Annotated in this window: 16 protein-coding genes; 11 read left to right on the top strand and 5 right to left on the bottom strand. The window is 68.7% G+C overall.

Features of this window, described 5'->3' with window-relative positions; genetic code table 11:
• Positions 1-27 precede the first annotated feature (27 nt).
• From glmU to ACYQOP_RS19175, 8 genes are all read left to right on the top strand, one after another.
• Complete coding sequence (glmU, locus tag ACYQOP_RS19210; protein WP_461223487.1) at positions 28-1,431, top strand: bifunctional UDP-N-acetylglucosamine diphosphorylase/glucosamine-1-phosphate N-acetyltransferase GlmU; 1,404 nt, start codon at positions 28-30, stop codon at positions 1,429-1,431.
• Between the two features lie 235 nt (positions 1,432-1,666).
• Positions 1,667-3,493 (top strand): glutamine--fructose-6-phosphate transaminase (isomerizing), encoded by a 1,827-nt coding sequence (glmS, locus tag ACYQOP_RS19205; protein WP_461223486.1) that lies wholly within the window; start codon positions 1,667-1,669, stop codon positions 3,491-3,493.
• 189 nt (positions 3,494-3,682) lie between these two features.
• Positions 3,683-4,729 (top strand): endonuclease/exonuclease/phosphatase family protein, encoded by a 1,047-nt coding sequence (locus ACYQOP_RS19200; protein WP_461223485.1) that lies wholly within the window; start codon positions 3,683-3,685, stop codon positions 4,727-4,729.
• A 139-nt stretch (positions 4,730-4,868) separates the two neighbouring features.
• Positions 4,869-5,510: a nitrile hydratase subunit alpha gene (nthA, locus tag ACYQOP_RS19195; protein ID WP_461223484.1), complete on the top strand. Its 642-nt coding sequence runs from the start codon at positions 4,869-4,871 to the stop codon at positions 5,508-5,510.
• Positions 5,507-6,175: a nitrile hydratase subunit beta gene (gene nthB, locus ACYQOP_RS19190; RefSeq protein WP_461223483.1), complete on the top strand. Its 669-nt coding sequence runs from the start codon at positions 5,507-5,509 to the stop codon at positions 6,173-6,175. Before nthA ends, nthB begins: the two co-directional genes overlap by 4 nt.
• The gene (locus ACYQOP_RS19185; RefSeq protein WP_461223482.1) at positions 6,172-6,507 is read left to right on the top strand and encodes a nitrile hydratase accessory protein; all 336 of its coding nucleotides are present in this window, start codon (positions 6,172-6,174) and stop codon (positions 6,505-6,507) included. The genes nthB and ACYQOP_RS19185 overlap by 4 nt, the downstream gene beginning before the upstream one ends.
• 96 nt (positions 6,508-6,603) lie before the next feature.
• The gene (locus ACYQOP_RS19180) at positions 6,604-6,801 is read left to right on the top strand and encodes a hypothetical protein (protein ID WP_207411246.1); all 198 of its coding nucleotides are present in this window, start codon (positions 6,604-6,606) and stop codon (positions 6,799-6,801) included.
• A gap of 118 nt (positions 6,802-6,919) precedes the next feature.
• The gene (locus ACYQOP_RS19175; RefSeq protein ID WP_156467721.1) at positions 6,920-7,723 is read left to right on the top strand and encodes a DUF502 domain-containing protein; all 804 of its coding nucleotides are present in this window, start codon (positions 6,920-6,922) and stop codon (positions 7,721-7,723) included.
• Positions 7,724-7,832: 109 nt separating this feature from the next.
• Here ACYQOP_RS19175 and ACYQOP_RS19170 read toward each other — a convergent pair whose 3' ends face one another.
• Positions 7,833-8,165: a hypothetical protein gene (locus ACYQOP_RS19170; protein ID WP_461223481.1), complete on the bottom strand. Its 333-nt coding sequence runs from the start codon at positions 8,163-8,165 to the stop codon at positions 7,833-7,835.
• Between the two features lie 300 nt (positions 8,166-8,465).
• A complete protein-coding gene (recG, locus tag ACYQOP_RS19165; RefSeq protein WP_461223480.1) occupies positions 8,466-10,607 on the bottom strand; it encodes an ATP-dependent DNA helicase RecG in 2,142 nt (713 codons plus the stop codon).
• A gap of 163 nt (positions 10,608-10,770) precedes the next feature.
• On the opposite strand from recG, the gene ACYQOP_RS19160 reads away from it, so the two are divergent.
• Together ACYQOP_RS19160 and mfd are read left to right on the top strand one after the other, a co-directional pair.
• Positions 10,771-11,064: an FAD assembly factor SdhE gene (locus ACYQOP_RS19160; protein ID WP_461223479.1), complete on the top strand. Its 294-nt coding sequence runs from the start codon at positions 10,771-10,773 to the stop codon at positions 11,062-11,064.
• A 177-nt stretch (positions 11,065-11,241) separates the two neighbouring features.
• Complete coding sequence (gene mfd, locus ACYQOP_RS19155) at positions 11,242-14,829, top strand: transcription-repair coupling factor (protein WP_461223478.1); 3,588 nt, start codon at positions 11,242-11,244, stop codon at positions 14,827-14,829.
• Positions 14,830-14,962: 133 nt separating this feature from the next.
• Here the strand turns inward: mfd and ACYQOP_RS19150 are convergent, their stop codons facing one another.
• The 3 genes from ACYQOP_RS19150 to ACYQOP_RS19140 form a co-directional block, all read right to left on the bottom strand.
• Positions 14,963-15,307 carry a hypothetical protein gene (locus tag ACYQOP_RS19150; RefSeq protein ID WP_056453741.1) on the bottom strand — a complete coding sequence of 115 codons (345 nt, stop codon included), beginning with the start codon at positions 15,305-15,307 and terminating at the stop codon, positions 14,963-14,965.
• Between the two features lie 303 nt (positions 15,308-15,610).
• Positions 15,611-16,846, bottom strand: a complete 1,236-nt coding sequence (locus ACYQOP_RS19145) for an AMP-binding protein (RefSeq protein WP_348646088.1) — start codon at positions 16,844-16,846, stop codon at positions 15,611-15,613.
• Between the two features lie 321 nt (positions 16,847-17,167).
• Entirely contained in the window at positions 17,168-17,332 is a 165-nt protein-coding gene (locus ACYQOP_RS19140; protein ID WP_461223477.1) for a hypothetical protein, read from the bottom strand.
• A gap of 13 nt (positions 17,333-17,345) precedes the next feature.
• On the opposite strand from ACYQOP_RS19140, the gene ACYQOP_RS19135 reads away from it, so the two are divergent.
• On the top strand, positions 17,346-18,119 hold the full coding sequence (locus ACYQOP_RS19135; RefSeq protein WP_056425765.1) for an invasion associated locus B family protein: 774 nt from the start codon (positions 17,346-17,348) through the stop codon (positions 18,117-18,119).
• Positions 18,120-18,136: the final 17 nt, after the last annotated feature.

Below are 18,136 nucleotides of genomic sequence, written 5' to 3'. Positions count from 1 at the left end.
CCCCGGCCCGACAGCGGCGGAGCGACGATGACGGCGCAGACCCCCCATTCGACCGAGCCCGCCAGGACGGGCGGACGCAGCCTCACGGCCATCGTTCTCGCCGCAGGCAAGGGCACGCGGATGCGTTCCGACCTGCCCAAGGTGCTGCATGCGGTGGCCGGGCGGACCATGCTCGGCCATGTTCTCGCCGCCGCAAGCGAGGCCGGGGCGACCCGCATCGCCGTGGTGGTGGAGCCGGGGCAGGAGGCGGTGGCCGTCGAAATCGCGCGGGCCGCACCCGGAGCCTCGGTCCATCCGCAGGTGGAGCGCCTCGGCACGGCCCATGCGGTTCTGGCCGCCCGCGAGGCCCTGGAGGCGGGCTCCGACGACGTGGTGATCGCATTCGGCGACACCCCCCTCGTCACGGGGGCCACCCTCACCCGCCTGCGCGCGCCCCTGGCCGACGGGGCGACGGTGGCGGTGCTGGCTTTCACGGCGGAGAATCCCACCGGCTACGGACGGGTGCTGACGGAGGGCGGGCGGGTGCTCGCCATCCGCGAGGAGAAGGATGCGAGCGCGGAGGAACGCGCCGTCACCCTGTGCAATGCCGGCCTGATGGCGCTCTCCGGCCCCCATGCCCTCGCCCTGCTCACGCGGATCGGCAACGCCAACGCGGCGGGCGAGTACTACCTGCCGGACGCGGTCGCCCTTGCCGTGGACGACGGGCTCGCCGTGGCGGTGGTGCCCGTGGACGAGGCCGAGGCGCAGGGCGTCAACGACCGGGTTCAGTTGAGCGTCGCCGAGGCGACGATCCAGGCGCGCCTGCGCCGCGCGGCCCAGATCGGAGGGGCCACGCTGGTGGCGCCGGAAACGGTTTTCTTCAGCGTCGACACGGCTTTGGGCCGGGACGTTCTCGTGGAACCTCATGTGGTGTTCGGCCCCCACGTGACGGTCGGCGACCGTTGCGTGATCCATGCCTTCTCGCATCTCGAAGGCGCGACCCTGGCACAGGGCGTCAGCGTCGGCCCCTATGCGAGGCTTCGCCCCGGCGCGGTGCTGGAGACGGGCTCCCGCATCGGCAATTTCGTCGAGATGAAGAACGCCCGCCTCGGCGAGGGCGCCAAGGCCAACCACCTCACCTATCTCGGCGATGCCGAGATCGGGCCGGGCGCGAATGTCGGGGCCGGCACCATCACCTGCAATTACGACGGGGTGAACAAGCACCGGACCGAGATCGGGGCCGGCGCCTTCATCGGCTCGAACACCGCCCTTGTGGCGCCCGTGAGCGTCGGGGCCGGCGCGATCATTGGCGCGGGCTCGGTCATTACGCATTCGGTGCCGGCCGATGCCCTCGCCATCGCCCGCAGCCGCCAGCGCATCATCGAGGGCATGGCCAGCGGGATGCGGGCGGCATTGCAGGCGATGAAGGCCGCCCGTTCCAAGAAAGACTAGCTCCGTCAGTATCGTATCGTCGGACGTGAACGTATCCGTTGAGCCGAATTCAGCCTCGGAGACCGTGAAAGAGCAGGAACCCTGGCCGGATCGTGTTCCGATCCGGTACAAGGCCCTCCCAGAAGGCTTGGGCCGCTCCTTGCGTGGGCCACCGCCAAGATCCCGGTCGGAGACGTCGGAGGCCAGTCCTGCTTCCGCTCCCCGGCCAAGCCCACTCGTATGAGAAGTAGCGACCATGTGTGGAATCGTTGGCATCGTCGGGCATGAGGCGGTGGCGGGACAGGTGGTCGAAGCCCTGCGCCGCCTCGAATATCGCGGCTACGATTCGGCTGGGGTCGCCACGCTGGCCAATGGCCGGCTGGATCGCCGCCGCGCCGAGGGCAAGCTCTCCAACCTCGAACTCAGGCTGCGCGACGAGCCGCTGCCCGGCGCCATCGGCATCGGTCATACCCGCTGGGCCACCCATGGCCGCCCCAACGAGACCAATGCCCACCCCCATGCCACGGCGCGGCTGGCCGTCGTCCATAACGGCATCATCGAGAATTTCCGCGAGCTGAAGGCCGAGTTGCAGGCCGGCGGCGTGCGCTTCGAGAGCGAGACCGACACGGAGGTCGTGGCCCAGCTCGTCAGCGCCGAGATGGACAGGGGGCTGGGCCCGGTGGAGGCGGTGGCCGCCGCCCTGCCGCGCCTGCGCGGTGCCTTCGCCCTGGCCTTCATCTTCGCCGGCCACGACGATCTCCTCATCGGCGCCCGCCACGGTGCGCCCCTGGCCATCGGCTTCGGCGATGGCGAGACCTATCTGGGCTCGGACGCCCTCGCCCTCGCCCCCTTCACCGAGGAGATCACCTATCTGGAGGAGGGCGACTGGGCGGTGCTGACCCGCGAGGGCGCCGCGATCCGCGACATCGACGGCAATCCGGTCTCGCGCCAGCGCCAGCGCATCGTCGCCCAGGCCTACCGGGTCGAGAAAGGCAACCACCGCCACTTCATGGCCAAGGAAATCCACGAGCAGCCCGAGGTGGTGGGCCGCACGCTGGCCCATTACGTCGACCTCGCCAATGGCCGGGTCGCCCTGCCCGAGGCGCTGCCGTTCGATTTCAAGGATCTCTCGCGGCTCTCGATCACCGCCTGCGGCACCGCCTATTATGCCGGGCTGGTGGCGAAATACTGGTTCGAATCCCTGGCGCGGCTACCCGTGGAGATCGACGTCGCCTCCGAGGCGCGCTACCGCGAGCCGCCCCTCGACACGGCCGGCCTGACCCTCGTCATCTCGCAATCGGGCGAGACCGCCGACACCCTGGCCTCCCTGCGCTACGCCAAGAGCCAAGGGCAGCACACCCTGGCGGTGGTCAACGTGCCGACCTCCACCATCGCCCGCGAGGCCTCGGCCGTGGTGCCGACGCTCGCCGGCCCCGAGATCGGCGTGGCCTCCACCAAGGCCTTCTCCTGCCAGCTCACGGTGCTCTTGTGCCTCGCCATCGCGGCGGGCCGGGCGCGGGGTACCCTGAGCGCCGAGCGCGAGCGCGAACTCGTCGACGCGCTCATCACCGTGCCGGGCCTGATGGCGGACGCGACCAAGCTGGAAGGCGAGATCGAGCTCCTCGCCCGCGAGGTCTCGAAGGCCCGCGACGTGCTCTATCTCGGCCGCGGCACCAGCTACCCGATGGCGCTGGAAGGCGCGCTGAAGCTCAAGGAGATCAGCTACATCCACGCCGAGGGCTATGCCGCCGGCGAGCTCAAGCACGGCCCCATCGCCCTCATCGACGAGAGCGTGCCCGTCATCGTCATCGCGCCGCACGACGCGATCTTCGAGAAGACGGTGTCGAACATGCAGGAGGTCGCCGCGCGCGGCGGCCGCATCATCCTCATCGGCGACGCCAAGGGCGCGGCGGCGGCCGGCCTCGACACCATGGCGACGGTGACCATGCCCGACCTCGACCCGGTCGTGTCTCCCATCGTCTACGCCGTGCCGATCCAGCTCATCGCCTACCACACGGCCGTGTTCATGGGGAAAGACGTGGACCAGCCGCGCAACCTCGCCAAATCCGTGACGGTGGAATAGGCCGGAACCACCACCGGAATCCGTCGATTGTCAGGCGCCCCTCGAAACCGGGTCGCGTGGCGGTCGAAGCGGGGGTCGCATGGCGGTCATACGGGGCCGCGTGGCGGTCGCGCGAGACGACGCGGCATGGCCCATTGAATGGCCCGGTTGGGCGGCTCCCTGACGGGCGCACGGCGGCGGAGACCAGGTTTGACGTATCTCACGCTCGCCCTGCAGGGCATCGCCGGTCTGCTGGTGGCAGCCACGGTGCTGCCCCTGATCGAGACCAATATCGGCTTCGTCCGCAGCCTGGACTTCCCCCGGCTCCAGATCGCGGTGGCGCTGGCGGCCTGCCTCGCCGGCCTTCTTCTGGTCTCCAGGGACACGACCTCCCTCATCCTCGCCATCGCCATGGCAGCGGCTTTGGTCATGCAGGTCCGCTACATCCTGCCCTTCACGCCGCTCGCCGCCACCCAGGCGAAGGCGGCCACGGCCTGCGAGCCGGGAGACCGGCTCAGCCTCGTGGTGCTCAACGTCCTGCAGACGAACAGGAATTACGGCGCGGCCCTCGATCTCGTCACGCGTCGCTCGCCCGATCTCGTCCTGCTGCTGGAGACCGATTCTGCCTGGCAGGAGGCCATGTCCCCATTGCGTGCGCTCTACCCGAACCGGGTCGAGCAGCCGCAGGACAACACCTACGGCCTATTGTTCTATTCGCGCCTTCCCCTGCGCGGCCCCGAAATCCGCTTCCTGCTCCAAGACGACGTGCCGTCGCTGCGCACGCAGGTGGTGCTGCCGGACGGCGAGGCGGTGAGGCTTTATGGCCTGCATCCGCGCCCCCCGCATCCCGGCCATAGCAGCGCGCCGCGCGACGCCGAACTGGTGATCGTCGCCCGTGAAGTGGCCGAAGCGCCGGGTCCGACCATCGTCGCCGGCGATCTCAACGACGTGGCCTGGTCCCGCACGACCCAATTGTTCCAGAGTATCAGCGGCTTGCTCGATCCGCGCCGGGGCCGCGGCCTGTTCGCGACTTTCCACGCTAAATGGCCTGTGATGCGCTGGCCCCTCGACCATGTCTTCTTCAGCGAGCACTTCCTGCTCAGCCACATGGAACGGCTGCCCGGCGTCGGCTCGGATCATTTCCCGATCACGGTCAGCCTCTGCGCGGCGCCGCAGGCCCCCGCCCGGCAGGAGAAGCCCGAGGCCACCGCGGAGGATCACCGCGATGCCCAGGAGGCCATCGAAGCCGTGCGTTGACGAACTGCGAAGTGGTGTCGACACGGTGCCTCTCCGGTATCAGACTGGGCCTCGCACAATGCCCGGCGCGCCCCGTGCTTGCCCGCCTCCGGGCCGGACAACCGACTTGGAAGCCGTTCCGGGCACAGGACGAGACGCCATGGCGCACGATCACGACCATCACCATGACCATCCGGACCACGCGCATGGCAGCAGCCTCACCCCCATCGAGGCGCGGGTGAGGGCGCTGGAATCGCTGCTTCTCGAGAAAGGCTACGTGGAGGCGGACGCACTCGATGCGCTCGTCGAAATGTACGAGACCCGCATCGGCCCCCATAACGGCGCCCGGGTCGTCGCCCGCGCCTGGACCGATCCGGCCTATCGCGAACGGCTCCTCACCGACGGAACGCCGGCCATCGCGGAACTCGGCATCGGGGGACGCGGCGGCGAGCACATGGTGGTGGTCGAGAACACGCCCGACAACCACAACCTCGTCGTCTGCACCCTGTGCTCCTGCTATCCCTGGCCGGTGCTCGGGCTGCCGCCGGTCTGGTACAAGGCGCCGCCCTACCGCGCCCGCGCCGTCCTCGACCCGCGCGGGGTCCTCGCCGAGTTCGGCCTCACCCTTCCCGAGGCGACCCGCATCACCGTGTGGGATTCCACCGCCGAGACCCGTTTCATGGTCCTGCCCCTGCGGCCCGCCGGCACCGAATCCCTGAGCGAGGCCGAGCTCGCCGCCCTGGTCACGCGCGATTCCATGATCGGCACCGGGCTGCCGCTCGCCCCGGAGGCCGGCCGATGAACGGGGCGCAGGATCTCGGCGGCGCCCACGGATTCGGCACCGTCATGCCGGAGGCGAACGAGCCGGTTTTTCATGCGGAATGGGAACGGCGCGTCTTCGCCCTGGCTCTGGCGGTGGGCTATACCGGTACATGGACCCTGGACGGCAGCCGCGCCGCACGGGAATCGCTGCCCCCGGCGGAGTACCTGTCGTCGAGCTATTACGAGATCTGGCTCGCCGCCCTCGAAGCGCAGATCGCCGCCCATGGCCTTGCTACGCAAGAGGAAATCGCTGCGGGCGCCAGCGCCGGGCCGGCGAGCCCGGTGAAACGGGTGCTGCGTGCCGAGGAGATCCCGCCCCGCTTCTCCGCGGGATTTCCCAGCGACCGGCCGCCGGATGCGCCGGCCTTATATGCGGTACGCGACCCCGTCTTGACCCGCAACGACCACCCCATTGGCCACACCCGCCTACCGCGTTACGTCCGGGGTCGGCGTGGCGTCATCGAGCGGGTCCATGGTGCCTTCGTCCTGCCCGATGCCAGCGCGGAGGGCCGGGAGGCCCCGCCGCAATGGCTCTACACGGTGGGGTTCGAGGCCGCCGAACTATGGGGGACGAGCGCCGACCCGGGAGGGCGCGTCACCGTGGCCGCCTTCGAGGGGTATCTCCTGCCGGGGGCGGCGTCATGAGCGCCGGTTGCCGGGCCGACGATCCGCGGCCGTTCGCGGAACCGTGGGAAGCGCAGGTCTTCGCCCTGGTGGTCTCCCTGCAGGAGCGGGGCCTGTTCACGCAGGAGGAGTGGGCGAGCGCCCTCGGGCGCACCATCCGGCCGGAGGGGAAGCCGGAAGCGGCGGCCGATTACGGACGCTGGCTCGCGACCCTGGAGACACTTCTCGCCGAACGCAGCGTGACCGATTCCGCAAGCGTTCAGGCCCGCAGCGACGCCTTCCTGCGCGCCGCCGCCGCAACCCCGCATGGTGAGGCGATCGTCCTGGCAAACGACCCGCTTTCGTCGACCTGAGGTAACGCCGCCCTGGGAACGGTGCCTCGGCTCTGGCGAACCGAGCGCCGGCGAGGCATCCTGCAACTTCCCTCCCCGACGAGAACGGACACGACCATGGCAACGCCGCGCGACCTCAAGGTCCAGATGGCCGGCGAGACCCGCGCCCGCGAACGAGCCCAAGCCCTGGCTTCGGCCAGCGCCACCCGGGCACAGCGCGCCGAACTCGCCCTCAAGGAGGCGCTCGCGGAACGGGATGCGTGGAAGGAGAGGGCGCTCACGGCAGAGGCGGCGCTCGGCGAAACCAAGCCGTGATCCTCGGCCTCGGATCATCCGGGGCAGGGGGCGCTTCCTCGCGCTTGAGGTGACACGCCCGACCCGCTAACCCTTGTCATGCAGGCTGAAGACCAGCCTCCCACGAGACAGGCCGCCCGTGCGCGAAACGCTCACCCCGTTGCCGGAACCAGACCCCGCGGTCGCACGGCCGCCGCCTCGGGTGAGCAAGAAGAGCCGCCTGCGGACCTACTTCCTCACCGGCATCATCGTCGCCGGGCCGTTGGCGATCACCATCTACATCACGTGGTGGTTCATCAGCCTCATCGACGGCTGGGTGAAGCCCCTGGTGCCGGCGAGCTATCTGCCGGACCATTATCTGCCCTTCTCGCTTCCGGGCATCGGCCTCGTCATCGCCTTCGTCGCGGTGACGCTGCTCGGCTTCCTCACCGCCAACCTCGTCGGCCGCAGCGTGGTCGAGTTCGGGGAGGTGCTGCTCGCACGCACCCCGGTGATCTCGGGCCTCTACAAGGGCCTGCGGCAGATCTTCGAGACGTTGTTTTCGGCCAACGGCACGTCGTTCCGCACCGTCGGCCTGGTCGAATTCCCTGTGAAGGGAACATGGTCGGTGGTGTTCGTCTCGGCGCCGGCCGGACCGGACGTCCAGACGGCTTTGGGGGAGGAAAACGACCATGTGGGCGTGTTCCTGCCCTGCGCGCCCAATCCCACGACGGGCTTCTTCTTCTACCTGCCACGGGCCGATATCATCGAAGTGCCCATGAGCATCGACGACGCGGCCAAGCTGGTGATGTCGGCGGGGGTCATCCAGCCGGAAGATCCGCAGGTCAGGCTACAGGCCATGGCGGCGTCGATCCGCGCGGCTCAGAATGGCCAGGCGGCCGGGCCGGAGGCGGTGCTCGAAGCCTCGTCCCGTCGCCAGGAGAAGCTCATCAGCACGGAGTGAAAAGCTCGCCCTCGCAGGGCTGCCGGTCCAAGTCTCCGGGCCGGTACATGACCCGACGCACACCTCCCGAAAAGCGAACCCGCCTTTCGGGAGCCTCGCTGGAACGCGCCTAGTTGTGAACCGTCATCGAGGCCTTCTCGATGGGCAGCGTCGGCGGCGAGGCATCGGCGACATGGCTGTTGGCGTGCGGGGCAATTGTGGAACCACCCCAGCCCATGGCGATCTGGGCGGTGACGGCCACCAAAAGCAGGACCATCAGCGCATTCGCCGCGATCTGGAAGGGGCGGGCGGATTGACGAACCGCGAGGAGGACATCGTCCGTCGTCTTCAGCGCGGGCTGCTTGCCATCCGAGATCGGAAGCAGCCACGGCTCGCTCGGAAGGGCGTGGACGCTCCCCATTTCGTGGGCACCCGGTAGGTTTTGGAACAGTCCGGCAGACATATCCATCCTCCTGAATTCGTTGTGGCAGCCCAGTCTGGCGGGCTGTTCGTTCATGTTCAGTTAAGGGGAGAATACGTTCATTTCAAGTTCAGGAAGTCCGTGCGGCACCGCACAACGGCTCGGGAAACGAGATCCAGAAATCAGCTTAGTCTTTGAAAATCAAGCTCTTTCCGGCGACGTGTGGCTGCGGTGCCATGGTTCTCGAAGCTGAACTGCGCAGACGTCATCGGTGGTCGATTCGTCGCTTTTGTGGCGATGCGTTCAGGTTTGGCGTGGGCTCCTGACGGCCGGCGAATCGGCTCAACCGGCTCCGAGCAACCGAATCGCAGCGTCCCTTTCGAACAGGTAGAGCAGCACCCGGAGTGCCCTGCCACGCTCGGATCTGAGGCCGGGATCGCGCTCGACGATGAGCCGCGCATCATCGCGGGCGACCTCCAGCAGGTTGGCGTCGCTCTCGAGGCTCGCGAGGCGGAAGGCGGCCGCGCCCGATTGGCGGGTGCCCAGCACCTCGCCCTCGCCGCGCAGGCGCAGATCCTCCTCGGCGATGCGGAAGCCGTCCTCGGTCTCGCGCATCATTTCGAGGCGGGCGCGGGAGACCTGTCCCAGCGGCCCGCGATAGAGCAGCAGGCAGGTGGAGGCCTTGGCCCCGCGCCCGACCCGTCCGCGCAGCTGGTGCAGCTGCGCGAGGCCGAACCGCTCGGCATGCTCGATCACCATGATGGTCGCCTCGGGCACGTCGACGCCCACCTCCACCACCGTTGTAGAGACCAGGATCTTCGTCTCGCCGGCGGCGAACCGCTCCATGGCGGCATCCTTGTCCGGCCCCGGCATCTTGCCGTGGATCAGCCCGACGGCGTCGCCGAATTCCTGCCGCAGGTCGGCGAAGCGATCCTCGGCGGCGGCGAGGTCGACATATTCGGATTCCGCCACCAGCGGGCAGATCCAGTAGACCCTATCCCCGGAGGCAAGCGCCCGGCCGAGCCCCATCACCACCTCGTCGAGCCGGTCGATGGAGACGAGGCGGGTGGCGATGGCCTGGCGGCCGGCCGGCTTCTCGTCGAGGACCGAGACGTCCATGTCGCCGAAACAGGTCAGCGCCAGGGTGCGGGGGATCGGCGTCGCGGTCATCACCAGGATGTCCACCGCCGCCCCCTTGGCGCCTAGCGCGAGGCGCTGATGGACGCCGAACCGATGCTGCTCGTCCACCACGGCGACGCCGAGATCCTTGAAGATCACACTATCCTGGAACAGGGCGTGGGTGCCGACCACGATATCGATATGGCCGTCGGCGAGGTCGGCCAGGGTGGCGCGGCGCTCCGAGACCTTGTCGCGCCCGGTGAGGAGGCGCAGGCGCAGCGAACCGACGAGCTCCGTCAGGCGCTCGAAATGCTGGCGCGCCAGGATCTCGGTGGGCGCCATCAGAGCCGCCTGCCGGCCGACCTCCACCGCCGAGGCCATGGCCAGCAGCGCCACCGCCGTCTTGCCCGAGCCGACATCGCCCTGGAGCAGGCGCAGCATGCGCCGGTCGGAGGCGAGATCGGCGCGGATCTCCTCGACGGCCCGGGCCTGGGCGCCGGTGAGCGCGAAGGGCAGGGCGGCCTCGATCCGGTCCTTGAGATGGCCGTCGCCGGCATTGGCGCGGCCGGGCGCCCTACGGTTGCGGGCCCGCATCAGGGCCAGCGCCAGCTGCGAGGCGAGGAGTTCGTCATAGGCGAGCCGCCGGCGCGCCGGGGTGCGGGGCGTGATGCCGTCGCTTGCCGGTGCCGGCGGCGCGTTCTCGGGCCGGTGCTCGGCCCTGAGCGCATCGGCGAAACCCGGCAGCCCTTCCCGCGCGAGCCAGGCCGGGTCCTGCCATTCGGGCAGGATCGGCAGCCGGTCGAGGGCGGAATGCGCCAGTTTCGAGATCGCCCGCGAGGTCAGCCCCTCGGTGGCGCCGTAGACGAGCTCGACGGCGGGGAGGGCGGCGAGCCCCGCCTCGTCCACGATCCGCGACGGATGCACCATCTGCCGGTGCCCGTCCCACAGGTCGATGCGGCCGGAAATGTAGCGATGGGCGCCCAGCGGCAGCATCTTCTCCACGCGGGCCTGCGGCATGCCGAAGAACACCAGGGTGATGTCGCCGGTGCCGTCCTCCACCAGGACCCGGAAGGGACGCCGCCCCGCCCCGGGCTGCGGCGGGCGATAGCCGGTCACGGTGACACCCAACGTCACGGGCTCGCCCGGCGGCGCCTCGGCGATGGAGCCCATCATCGTGCGCGCCACCCCGCCCTGGGGCAGGTGGAACAGAAGATCGACGATCCGCGCTGGCTGTTCGGGCGTGCCGAGGAGCCGCTCGATCAGCGGCGCCATCTTCGGCCCGACGCCGGGGAGGGTCCGGGCCTGGGCGAAGAGCGGATCGAGGATGCTGGGGCGCAGGTTCGTCGGGCGGGGTTCGTCTGTCATGCAAAGCCGGTTGAGCCGCGCGAACGGAGATGGTGATGCCGCCGCGCGGGTCTATATAGACGACGGCAGGGTCCTACGCCGCTATCGCGGCACCGGGCCGCGCACAGTTTCCCCTGTCCCGGGATCACCGGATCCCAGGATCGCAGCATGACAGGCTGACCCCATGTCCGGAACCACCCGCACCAGCGCGGATCTCGATCCGCGCCGCCGCCGCACCCTCTTCCGCGCCTGGCATCGCGGTATGCGCGAGATGGACCTGATCATGGGCCGTTTCGCCGATGCGGAGGTCGGTACGCTGAGCGATGAGGAATTGACGACCTTCGAGGCCCTGATCGAGCTGCCCGACCGCGACCTGTTCCGCTGGCTCACCGGCGAGGACGAGACGCCGCAGAATTACGACACGCCGGTATACCGCCGCCTCCAGGCGTTCCATAAGCACGACGCACCGATTCATTAGCGGTCTAGGCGATGCGAGGCTCTCCTCCCCCTGTGGGGAGGAGTTGGAGGTGGGGGTAGCGCCGCTCGCCTCCGCAGTGGGAGGGTCGCCCAACCACCCCCACCCTCGGTCCCTCCCCACAGGGGGAGGGAGGCGCGTCGCGTCTCACTTTCCCATGAGTTCGAAAACCCCGACCCGATGGCCAAACCCCAGCCCAAAGCTCCCGCCCCGAAGCCCCAGACGGCGCGGTTCGCCCTGCCGAAATCCGGTGCGCTCGCCCGTGCGCTGGAGGCGCTGAAGCGCGGCGACAGCCCGACGCTCGCCAACGTGCCCGAAGGGTTCGATGCGGTGGTGGTGGCCGATCTCGCCCGCGCCCTGTCGCGGAGTTTCGAGGGACCGGCGGTTCTGGTGCATGTGGCCCGCGATTCCGGGCGCTCGAACGCGTTCCAGACCGGGCTGAAATTCGTCGCCCCCGAGATCGAGGTGATGAGCGTTCCGGCCTGGGATTGCCAGCCCTACGACCGGGTCTCTCCGAACGCCGCCATCGCCGCCCAGCGGATGACCGCGCTGTCGCGGCTCTCGCGCTCGCGTTCGTCAGAGGAACAGCCGCGCATCCTCTGCACCACCGTCAACGCCTTGATCCAGAGAGTGCCTCCCCGAGAGAAGATCGCGGTGGAGACCTTCTCGGCGGCGATCGGCAACGTGGTGCCGATGGATACCGTTACCGCCTGGGTCGAGGCCAACGGCTTCCTGCGCACGGGGACGGTGCGCGAGACGGGGGAATACGCCGTGCGCGGCGGCATCCTCGACCTGTCGCCGCCGGGCCTGCCGAACCCGATCCGCCTCGACTTCTTCGGCGATACCCTGGAATCCATCCGCGCCTTCGACCCGGAGACCCAGCGCACGGTGGGCTCGCTCCGCTCCCTCGATCTCGTTCCGATGAGCGAGGTGCAATTGACCACGGAGACGATCCGGCGCTTCCGCCAGGGCTACATCTCCACCTTCGGCGCGGCGACCCGCGACGATCGGCTCTACGAGACCATCAGCGAGGGACGGCGCTATGCCGGCCTCGAGCACTGGATGCCGCTGTTCTACGACCATCTCGACACCCTGTTCGACTACGTGCCGGGCGTGCCGCTGGTCTTCGACGCGCAGGCGGAGGAGGCGGTCGCCGAGCGCCTCACCCTGATCCGCGATTATTACGACGCCCGCGCCGAGGCGATGAAGACGCCGTCCACCGGCGTCGCGCCCTACAAGCCGCTGAGGCCGTCCTCCCTCTACCTGACGCAGAACGACTGGAAGGAGCGGGTCGCCGCCGCCTCCGTCGCGCGGCTCTCGCCCTTCGCAATGCCCGAGAGCCCGGACCGCCTCACCATCGATTGCGAGGGCAAGGCGGGCCGCAGCTTCGCCGCCGAGCGGGCGGACGAGACGGCCAGCGTGTTCGACGCCGCCGTCGCCCATGTGAAGGAACTCCAGGGATCGGGTCATCATGTGATCCTCGCATCCTGGTCCGACGGCTCGCGTGACCGGCTGTGTGGCGTGCTCACCGATCACGGCCTGAAGAAGCCGGTCTCCATCAACACCCTCACGGCGGTGAATGCCCTGAAGCGCGGCACCGACATGGCGGTGGCGGTGTGGGGGCTCGATTCCGGCTTCGTCGTCGACAAGCTCGCGGTCATCTCGGAAGGCGACATCCTCGGCGACCGGCTGGTGCGCCAGAAGCGCAAGTCTAAACGCCCACAGGACATCATCCTGGAGGTGCAGGCGCTGCAGCCCGGCGATCTCGTGGTCCATGCCGATCACGGCATCGGCCGGTTCGTCGGCCTCAAGACGGTGACGGCGGCCGGCGCGCCGCACGATTGCCTGGAGATCCAGTATGCCGGCGGACTGCTACTGCTGCCGGTAGAGAATATCGAGCTTCTGACCCGCTACGGCTCGGAAGATGCGGAGGTCGCTCTCGATCGTCTCGGCGGCGGTGCCTGGCAGGCCCGCAAGGCCAAGATGAAGAAGCGCATCCTGGAGATGGCCGGCCAGCTCATCAAGATCGCGGCCGAGCGGTTCGTGCGCCAGGCGCCCCGCCTCCAGGCTCCGGACGGCCTCTACGGCGAGTTCGCCGCCCGCTTCGCCTTCGAGGAGACAGAGGACCAAGCCACCGCCATCGACGCCGTCCTGTCCGATCTCAATGCCGGCCGTCCCATGGACCGCCTCGTCTGCGGCGATGTCGGCTTCGGCAAGACCGAGGTGGCGTTGCGCGCCGCCTTCGCGGGGGCCATGGGCGGCAAGCAGGTGGCGGTGGTGGTGCCCACCACCCTGCTGGCGCGCCAGCATTACCGGACCTTCGCCGAGCGCTTCAAAGGGCTGCCGGTGCAGGTGGCGCAGCTCTCGCGCTTCGTCTCCGCCGCCGAGATGAAGCAGAACCGCGCGGGCCTCGCCGCCGGGACCGTCGACATCGTGGTCGGCACCCATGCGCTGCTCGCCAAGAACGTGGCCTTCAAGGATCTCGGCCTCATCATCGTCGACGAGGAGCAGCATTTCGGCGTGGCCCACAAAGAGCGCCTCAAGGCGCTCCAGGCCGATGTCCACGTGCTGACCCTCTCGGCGACCCCGATCCCGCGCACGCTCCAGCTCGCCATGACCGGGGTCCGCGAACTCTCGATCATCGCGACGCCACCGGTGGACCGCCTCGCGGTGCGCACCTTCGTGATCCCGTTCGATGCGCTGATGATCCGCGAGGCCCTGCTGCGCGAGCGCTATCGCGGCGGCCAGTCCTTCTACGTGGTGCCGCGGATCGAGGACCTGGCGGAGGTGAAGCGCTTCCTCGATACCGAGATGCCCGAGACCAAGGTGGCGGTGGCCCATGGCCAGATGGCGGCGGGCCAGCTCGAGGACGTGATGACCGCGTTCTACGAGGGCAAGTTCGACGTGCTGCTCTCCACCACCATCGTCGAATCCGGCCTCGACATCCCCACTGCCAACACCCTCATCGTGCACCGGGCCGACATGTTCGGCCTCGCCCAACTCTACCAGCTGCGCGGCCGCGTCGGGCGCGCCAAGGCCCGCGCCTACGCCCTGTTCACGACCCCGGCGAACAAGCAGCTCACCGTGCAGGCGGAGAAGCGCCTCCAGGTGCTCCAGACCCTCGACACGCTGGGCGCTGGCTTCCAGCTCGCCTCCCACGACCTCGACATCCGCGGCGCCGGCAACCTGCTGGGTGACGCCCAGTCCGGCCATATCAAGGAGGTCGGCTACGAGCTCTACCAGCAGATGCTGGAGGATGCCGTCACCGCCCTCAAGGCCGGCATCGAGGAGCCGGTGGAGGAGGCGTGGTCGCCCACCATCGCGCTGGGAGCACCGGTCACGATCCCGGAGGATTACGTCGAGGATCTCACCGTCCGCCTCGGCCTCTATCGCCGGCTCTCCACCCTGGAGAACGACGCCGAGATGGAGAGCTTCGGGGCCGAGCTGATCGACCGGTTCGGGCCGCTGCCGCCGGAGGTGGAGCAGCTCCTCAAGATCGTCACGATCAAGATCCTGTGCCGCGACACCAACGTGGAGAAGGTCGAGGCCGGGCCGAAGGGCGTCGTCGTCCATTTCCGCGACAAGTCCTTCGCCAATCCGCAGGGGCTGGTGGCCTTCGTCGGCGGTCAGGCCTCCTTCGCCAAGGTGCGCCCGGACATGAGCATCGTGTTCATCCGCGAGCTCGATTCCATCCCCGAGCGCCTGAAGATCACGACCTCGATCCTGCGCGAATTGTCCAAGATCGCCCGCGCCAAGAAGGCGGCGTGAGGGACATCACGCCGGGTCGATCACCCCGGCGTATTCGGCGAAGAACTCATGAAAAAGGCGGGCTCACCGGCCCGCCTCCATCGAAAAATCTTTTCTCAAACAAGCACCTGCGGTGCTGTCCTCATAGGCAGGATTAGAGGTCCGGTTCGTTCAGGACGTAAGGACCGATGCGGCTCTGCAGATCGACCGAGGCACCGCTACCGCGTCCCGTCCGGCCATCGATGACGATGACGGGAATGCCCGCATGCTGCATCTGCTCACGCAGGCGCTCGGAAAGCATGGCATAGGCCGGGTCGAGCCGGGTCGAGGTCTGAAGCAGGATGGCCGCGGGGCGGGCGATGACGGCGAGAACGTCATCGGCGGCCTCGAGGGATGCGGTAACGCTCGCATAACCCAGCTCGGCAAGCTCGGCGGCGAGGGAGTGATCGATGGCGCGGTGACCATCATCGACGACCAACACTTGTTGCAGCGCACTCATGACTGTCAGGGTTAGCTCATCCATCGCCCCTTGGGAAGGGACCCGTGCGATAACACACGTGAACCCAGTTGGTTCGCCGGCTGCAGGGTGAAAATCCTCTTGCTATCCGGCGAAGAGCCCGCTCGCGACCCGTAGCGCCCTAGCCTCACGCTGCATCGCGCAAGACATCCGGAACTCACTCCAGACCGCTGTTCCGAAATAGGAAATTCGTTTCATAAAACAGCTGAATCACCGACTTCGGCACGGCCGCCGTGCCATGCGTCGAAAGCGGTGAATTTCGGGCACGACGACGCCGCCGGATGGTCAGCAGCGAAGGATCTCGGTTGCTCGTCCGGCAAATATTTTTGCCGCGAATGGGACGGCCCTCCACAGATCGGCGGCTTTTTCCGGCGGGATGCCGCGTTGCAGGGGGCTGGCTTTGGAGGCGCGGCCCCGGAAAGCGAATCGCCCGTCCTCGTCACGGGCGATATCCAGAAGAGCCGGGAACGGTGCCAACGGATGGGCATCCGCTAAAAAATGGGCGACGTCCCCATCGGCCCGCGAGGCGGTGAGGAGGGCCGCCTCGTCGAAGGCGAGGACATCGATCACCCTTCGCGGACCATGCACAGCGCCCGGCGCCAGCAGCCGTGTGGTCAGGCGGGTCGGCAACCGGTGAGCAAGGGTGACGGATTCGAGGCTGCGAGGGCAACGGCTCGCCGCGAGATTGCGCTCCAGGGCAGCGGGCACGACAAGATGCGTCGGTCCCGGTCGAGCCAGTGCCTCGGCGAGGTGGGCGGCGTCGAACGGCCCACATGTTTCGAGCCCGGCCCCCGCCACGAGGGCGGCGCCGAGGCCGGTGACGAGGCCCCTCAGGTCGGCTGGCGCGAGAAGGGTCAGGATTCGGTCGCGTGGTGCGATCCGGATCGTGGCGAGATGGACCGCGATCGAGGCGATCAGCGCGTCCGCCGGGCGATAGACCGGCTGCGTGGGATCGGCAGCGGCGAAAGTCACGAGCCCGGCGCTCGACGGCGCGAACGGGCCGCCATGTCCATCGAGGACCATGCCGTCGAGACTGATGACCCCGTCGGGCACCTCCGGCCCGAAGGCCGCGAGGTAGCGCAGGCCGAAATAGCGCAGGGCGACACGGCGCAGGCCTTCGGCCGGCAGCATTCCGGCGATACGGGATTGGGTGAGCACGGCCTGGATACCGGCGGCCTGGATGCCGGCCACGAGGGCGTCTTCGTCCCATGTCAGGGGTAGGAGGCAGGGAATGTGGCCCGCGGCCTCGATGGCCAGGTAGGAGAGCACGGTCTCCGACCCGGCGGCGGCGATCAGGCCCACACGGCTCGCCGGGGCCAGCCGCCACTGCCTCATCCCGCTGGCGAGGCGCGCGACGATCTCGGCAGCGGACCCATAGGTCCAGGTGATGGGGCTGCGCCCGGACCACCCGACCTTGTCCTTGGGATCGATGAAGGCGACACGGCCCGGATCGGCATGGGCGGTCGCCGCCAGCAACGTGCAGAGGCCGGGCCTGACCACATCCGAATGCGGGCTCGGCACGACGGGCCTGTCCGCCGGAAGGGCGACGGGAGGAGCGTCGCCAAAGGGTATGATCGCTGGCTGCGCCGACACCTCCGCCTCAACTCCCCGCGTGCATCGACTTTCCGTGCCCTGCGGTGATGAACGGTTAGGGTTAAACTTTGCTTAAAAACGCCTTTTGGAAAGGGCAACCGACAGGTCGTCCGCGATCTGGCGGACAGCGCAGGTGTCATGTCTTCGCCGCATTCCGCAGGGAAGCAGGCGGCCCGGTCGTTCGAGCGGGTTCGAGGCGTTGAACGCCCCGTTCGGCACCCTGGCGGGCCCCTATTGGCCATCCAGGGTTCAGGAGCGGGTGATTTGCGCGCGCCGAGGGCTTGACCGCGCGAACCAGGGCGGCGAGGGCTCGGCCGAACGCCGTCCGCGGGTTTCGATCCGCATCATCGAGTTCAGGAAACGTCCTGCTGGGTTCAGGCGCCGCAGCATGTCTTCGTCATTCGCGATATCCAAGGGGTCAGAGCTGATGTTCTTTGCCAACCGTCCCGCGCGCCCGATGCGCGCCGCCGCGATTCTCGCCCTGGCCGGCATGATGGGCAATGCGGGCTTGGCGGCACCGGCCTTCGCCCAGGCTCCGAAGGGCAAGGCCCCCGCTCCGACCGCACCGGCCCCGGCAGCGCCGGCCACCCAGACCCCGGCCGCCCAGCAGCCGGCCGGCCCGCAGATCGTCAACGTAAAGTCCGAGCCGTCCCAGGCCGATTGGACCAAGGTCTGCGGCAAGGACCAGAACACCAGCACCGACGTCTGCTACACCACCCGCGACTTCGTCTCCGACCAGGGCCAGCCGGTCCTTGCCGTGGCGGTCTACGACATGAAGAACGCCCAGCAGAGCGTGCGCGTGGTGCGCTACCTGCTGCCGCTCGGCCTGCTCCTCGGCCCCGGCATCCGCTTCACCGTCGATGGCCAGCAGGCGACACCGGGTAAGTTCGCCGTGTGCTTCCCCAACGGCTGCTTCGCCGAGGCCGGCAATGTCGGTAACGACCTCGTGAACGCGCTCAAGAAGGGCACCACCCTCAACATCAGCGTCCAGAACCAGGCCCAGCGCGAGGTGACCTTCGCCGTGCCGCTGACCGGCTTCGGCAAGGCCTTCGACGGCCCGGCCGTCGATCCGAAGGTGCTGGAAGAGCAGCAGAAGAAGCTCCAGGCCGAGCTCGAGAAGCGCAGCGAAGACATGCGGAAGAACCTCGAGAAGCAGAATGCCGCCGGCGCTGCCGCCGTGGGTACCGCTCCGAAGCCCTGAGACCGGGCCTCGAACCC

This window comes from Methylobacterium sp. CM6247, from assembly GCF_054817925.1.
Note: the sequence above shows the minus strand (reverse complement) of the source record. Positions and strands in the feature narration are given on the sequence as shown.

What these genes read in the sequence shown, in the direction of transcription:
- ACYQOP_RS19170 (WP_461223481.1), bottom strand. Translation starts at nt 8,165, where the DNA reads ATGTCTGCCGGACTGTTCCAAAACCTACCGGGTGCCCACGAAATGGGG.
- ACYQOP_RS19160 (WP_461223479.1), top strand. Translation starts at nt 10,771, where the DNA reads ATGTCCGGAACCACCCGCACCAGCGCGGATCTCGATCCGCGCCGCCGC.
- nthB (WP_461223483.1), top strand. Translation starts at nt 5,507, where the DNA reads ATGAACGGGGCGCAGGATCTCGGCGGCGCCCACGGATTCGGCACCGTC.
- glmS (WP_461223486.1), top strand. Translation starts at nt 1,667, where the DNA reads ATGTGTGGAATCGTTGGCATCGTCGGGCATGAGGCGGTGGCGGGACAG.
- recG (WP_461223480.1), bottom strand. Translation starts at nt 10,607, where the DNA reads ATGACAGACGAACCCCGCCCGACGAACCTGCGCCCCAGCATCCTCGAT.
- nthA (WP_461223484.1), top strand. Translation starts at nt 4,869, where the DNA reads ATGGCGCACGATCACGACCATCACCATGACCATCCGGACCACGCGCAT.
- ACYQOP_RS19150 (WP_056453741.1), bottom strand. Translation starts at nt 15,307, where the DNA reads ATGAGTGCGCTGCAACAAGTGTTGGTCGTCGATGATGGTCACCGCGCC.
- ACYQOP_RS19185 (WP_461223482.1), top strand. Translation starts at nt 6,172, where the DNA reads ATGAGCGCCGGTTGCCGGGCCGACGATCCGCGGCCGTTCGCGGAACCG.
- glmU (WP_461223487.1), top strand. Translation starts at nt 28, where the DNA reads ATGACGGCGCAGACCCCCCATTCGACCGAGCCCGCCAGGACGGGCGGA.
- ACYQOP_RS19135 (WP_056425765.1), top strand. Translation starts at nt 17,346, where the DNA reads ATGTTCTTTGCCAACCGTCCCGCGCGCCCGATGCGCGCCGCCGCGATT.
- ACYQOP_RS19180 (WP_207411246.1), top strand. Translation starts at nt 6,604, where the DNA reads ATGGCAACGCCGCGCGACCTCAAGGTCCAGATGGCCGGCGAGACCCGC.
- mfd (WP_461223478.1), top strand. Translation starts at nt 11,242, where the DNA reads ATGGCCAAACCCCAGCCCAAAGCTCCCGCCCCGAAGCCCCAGACGGCG.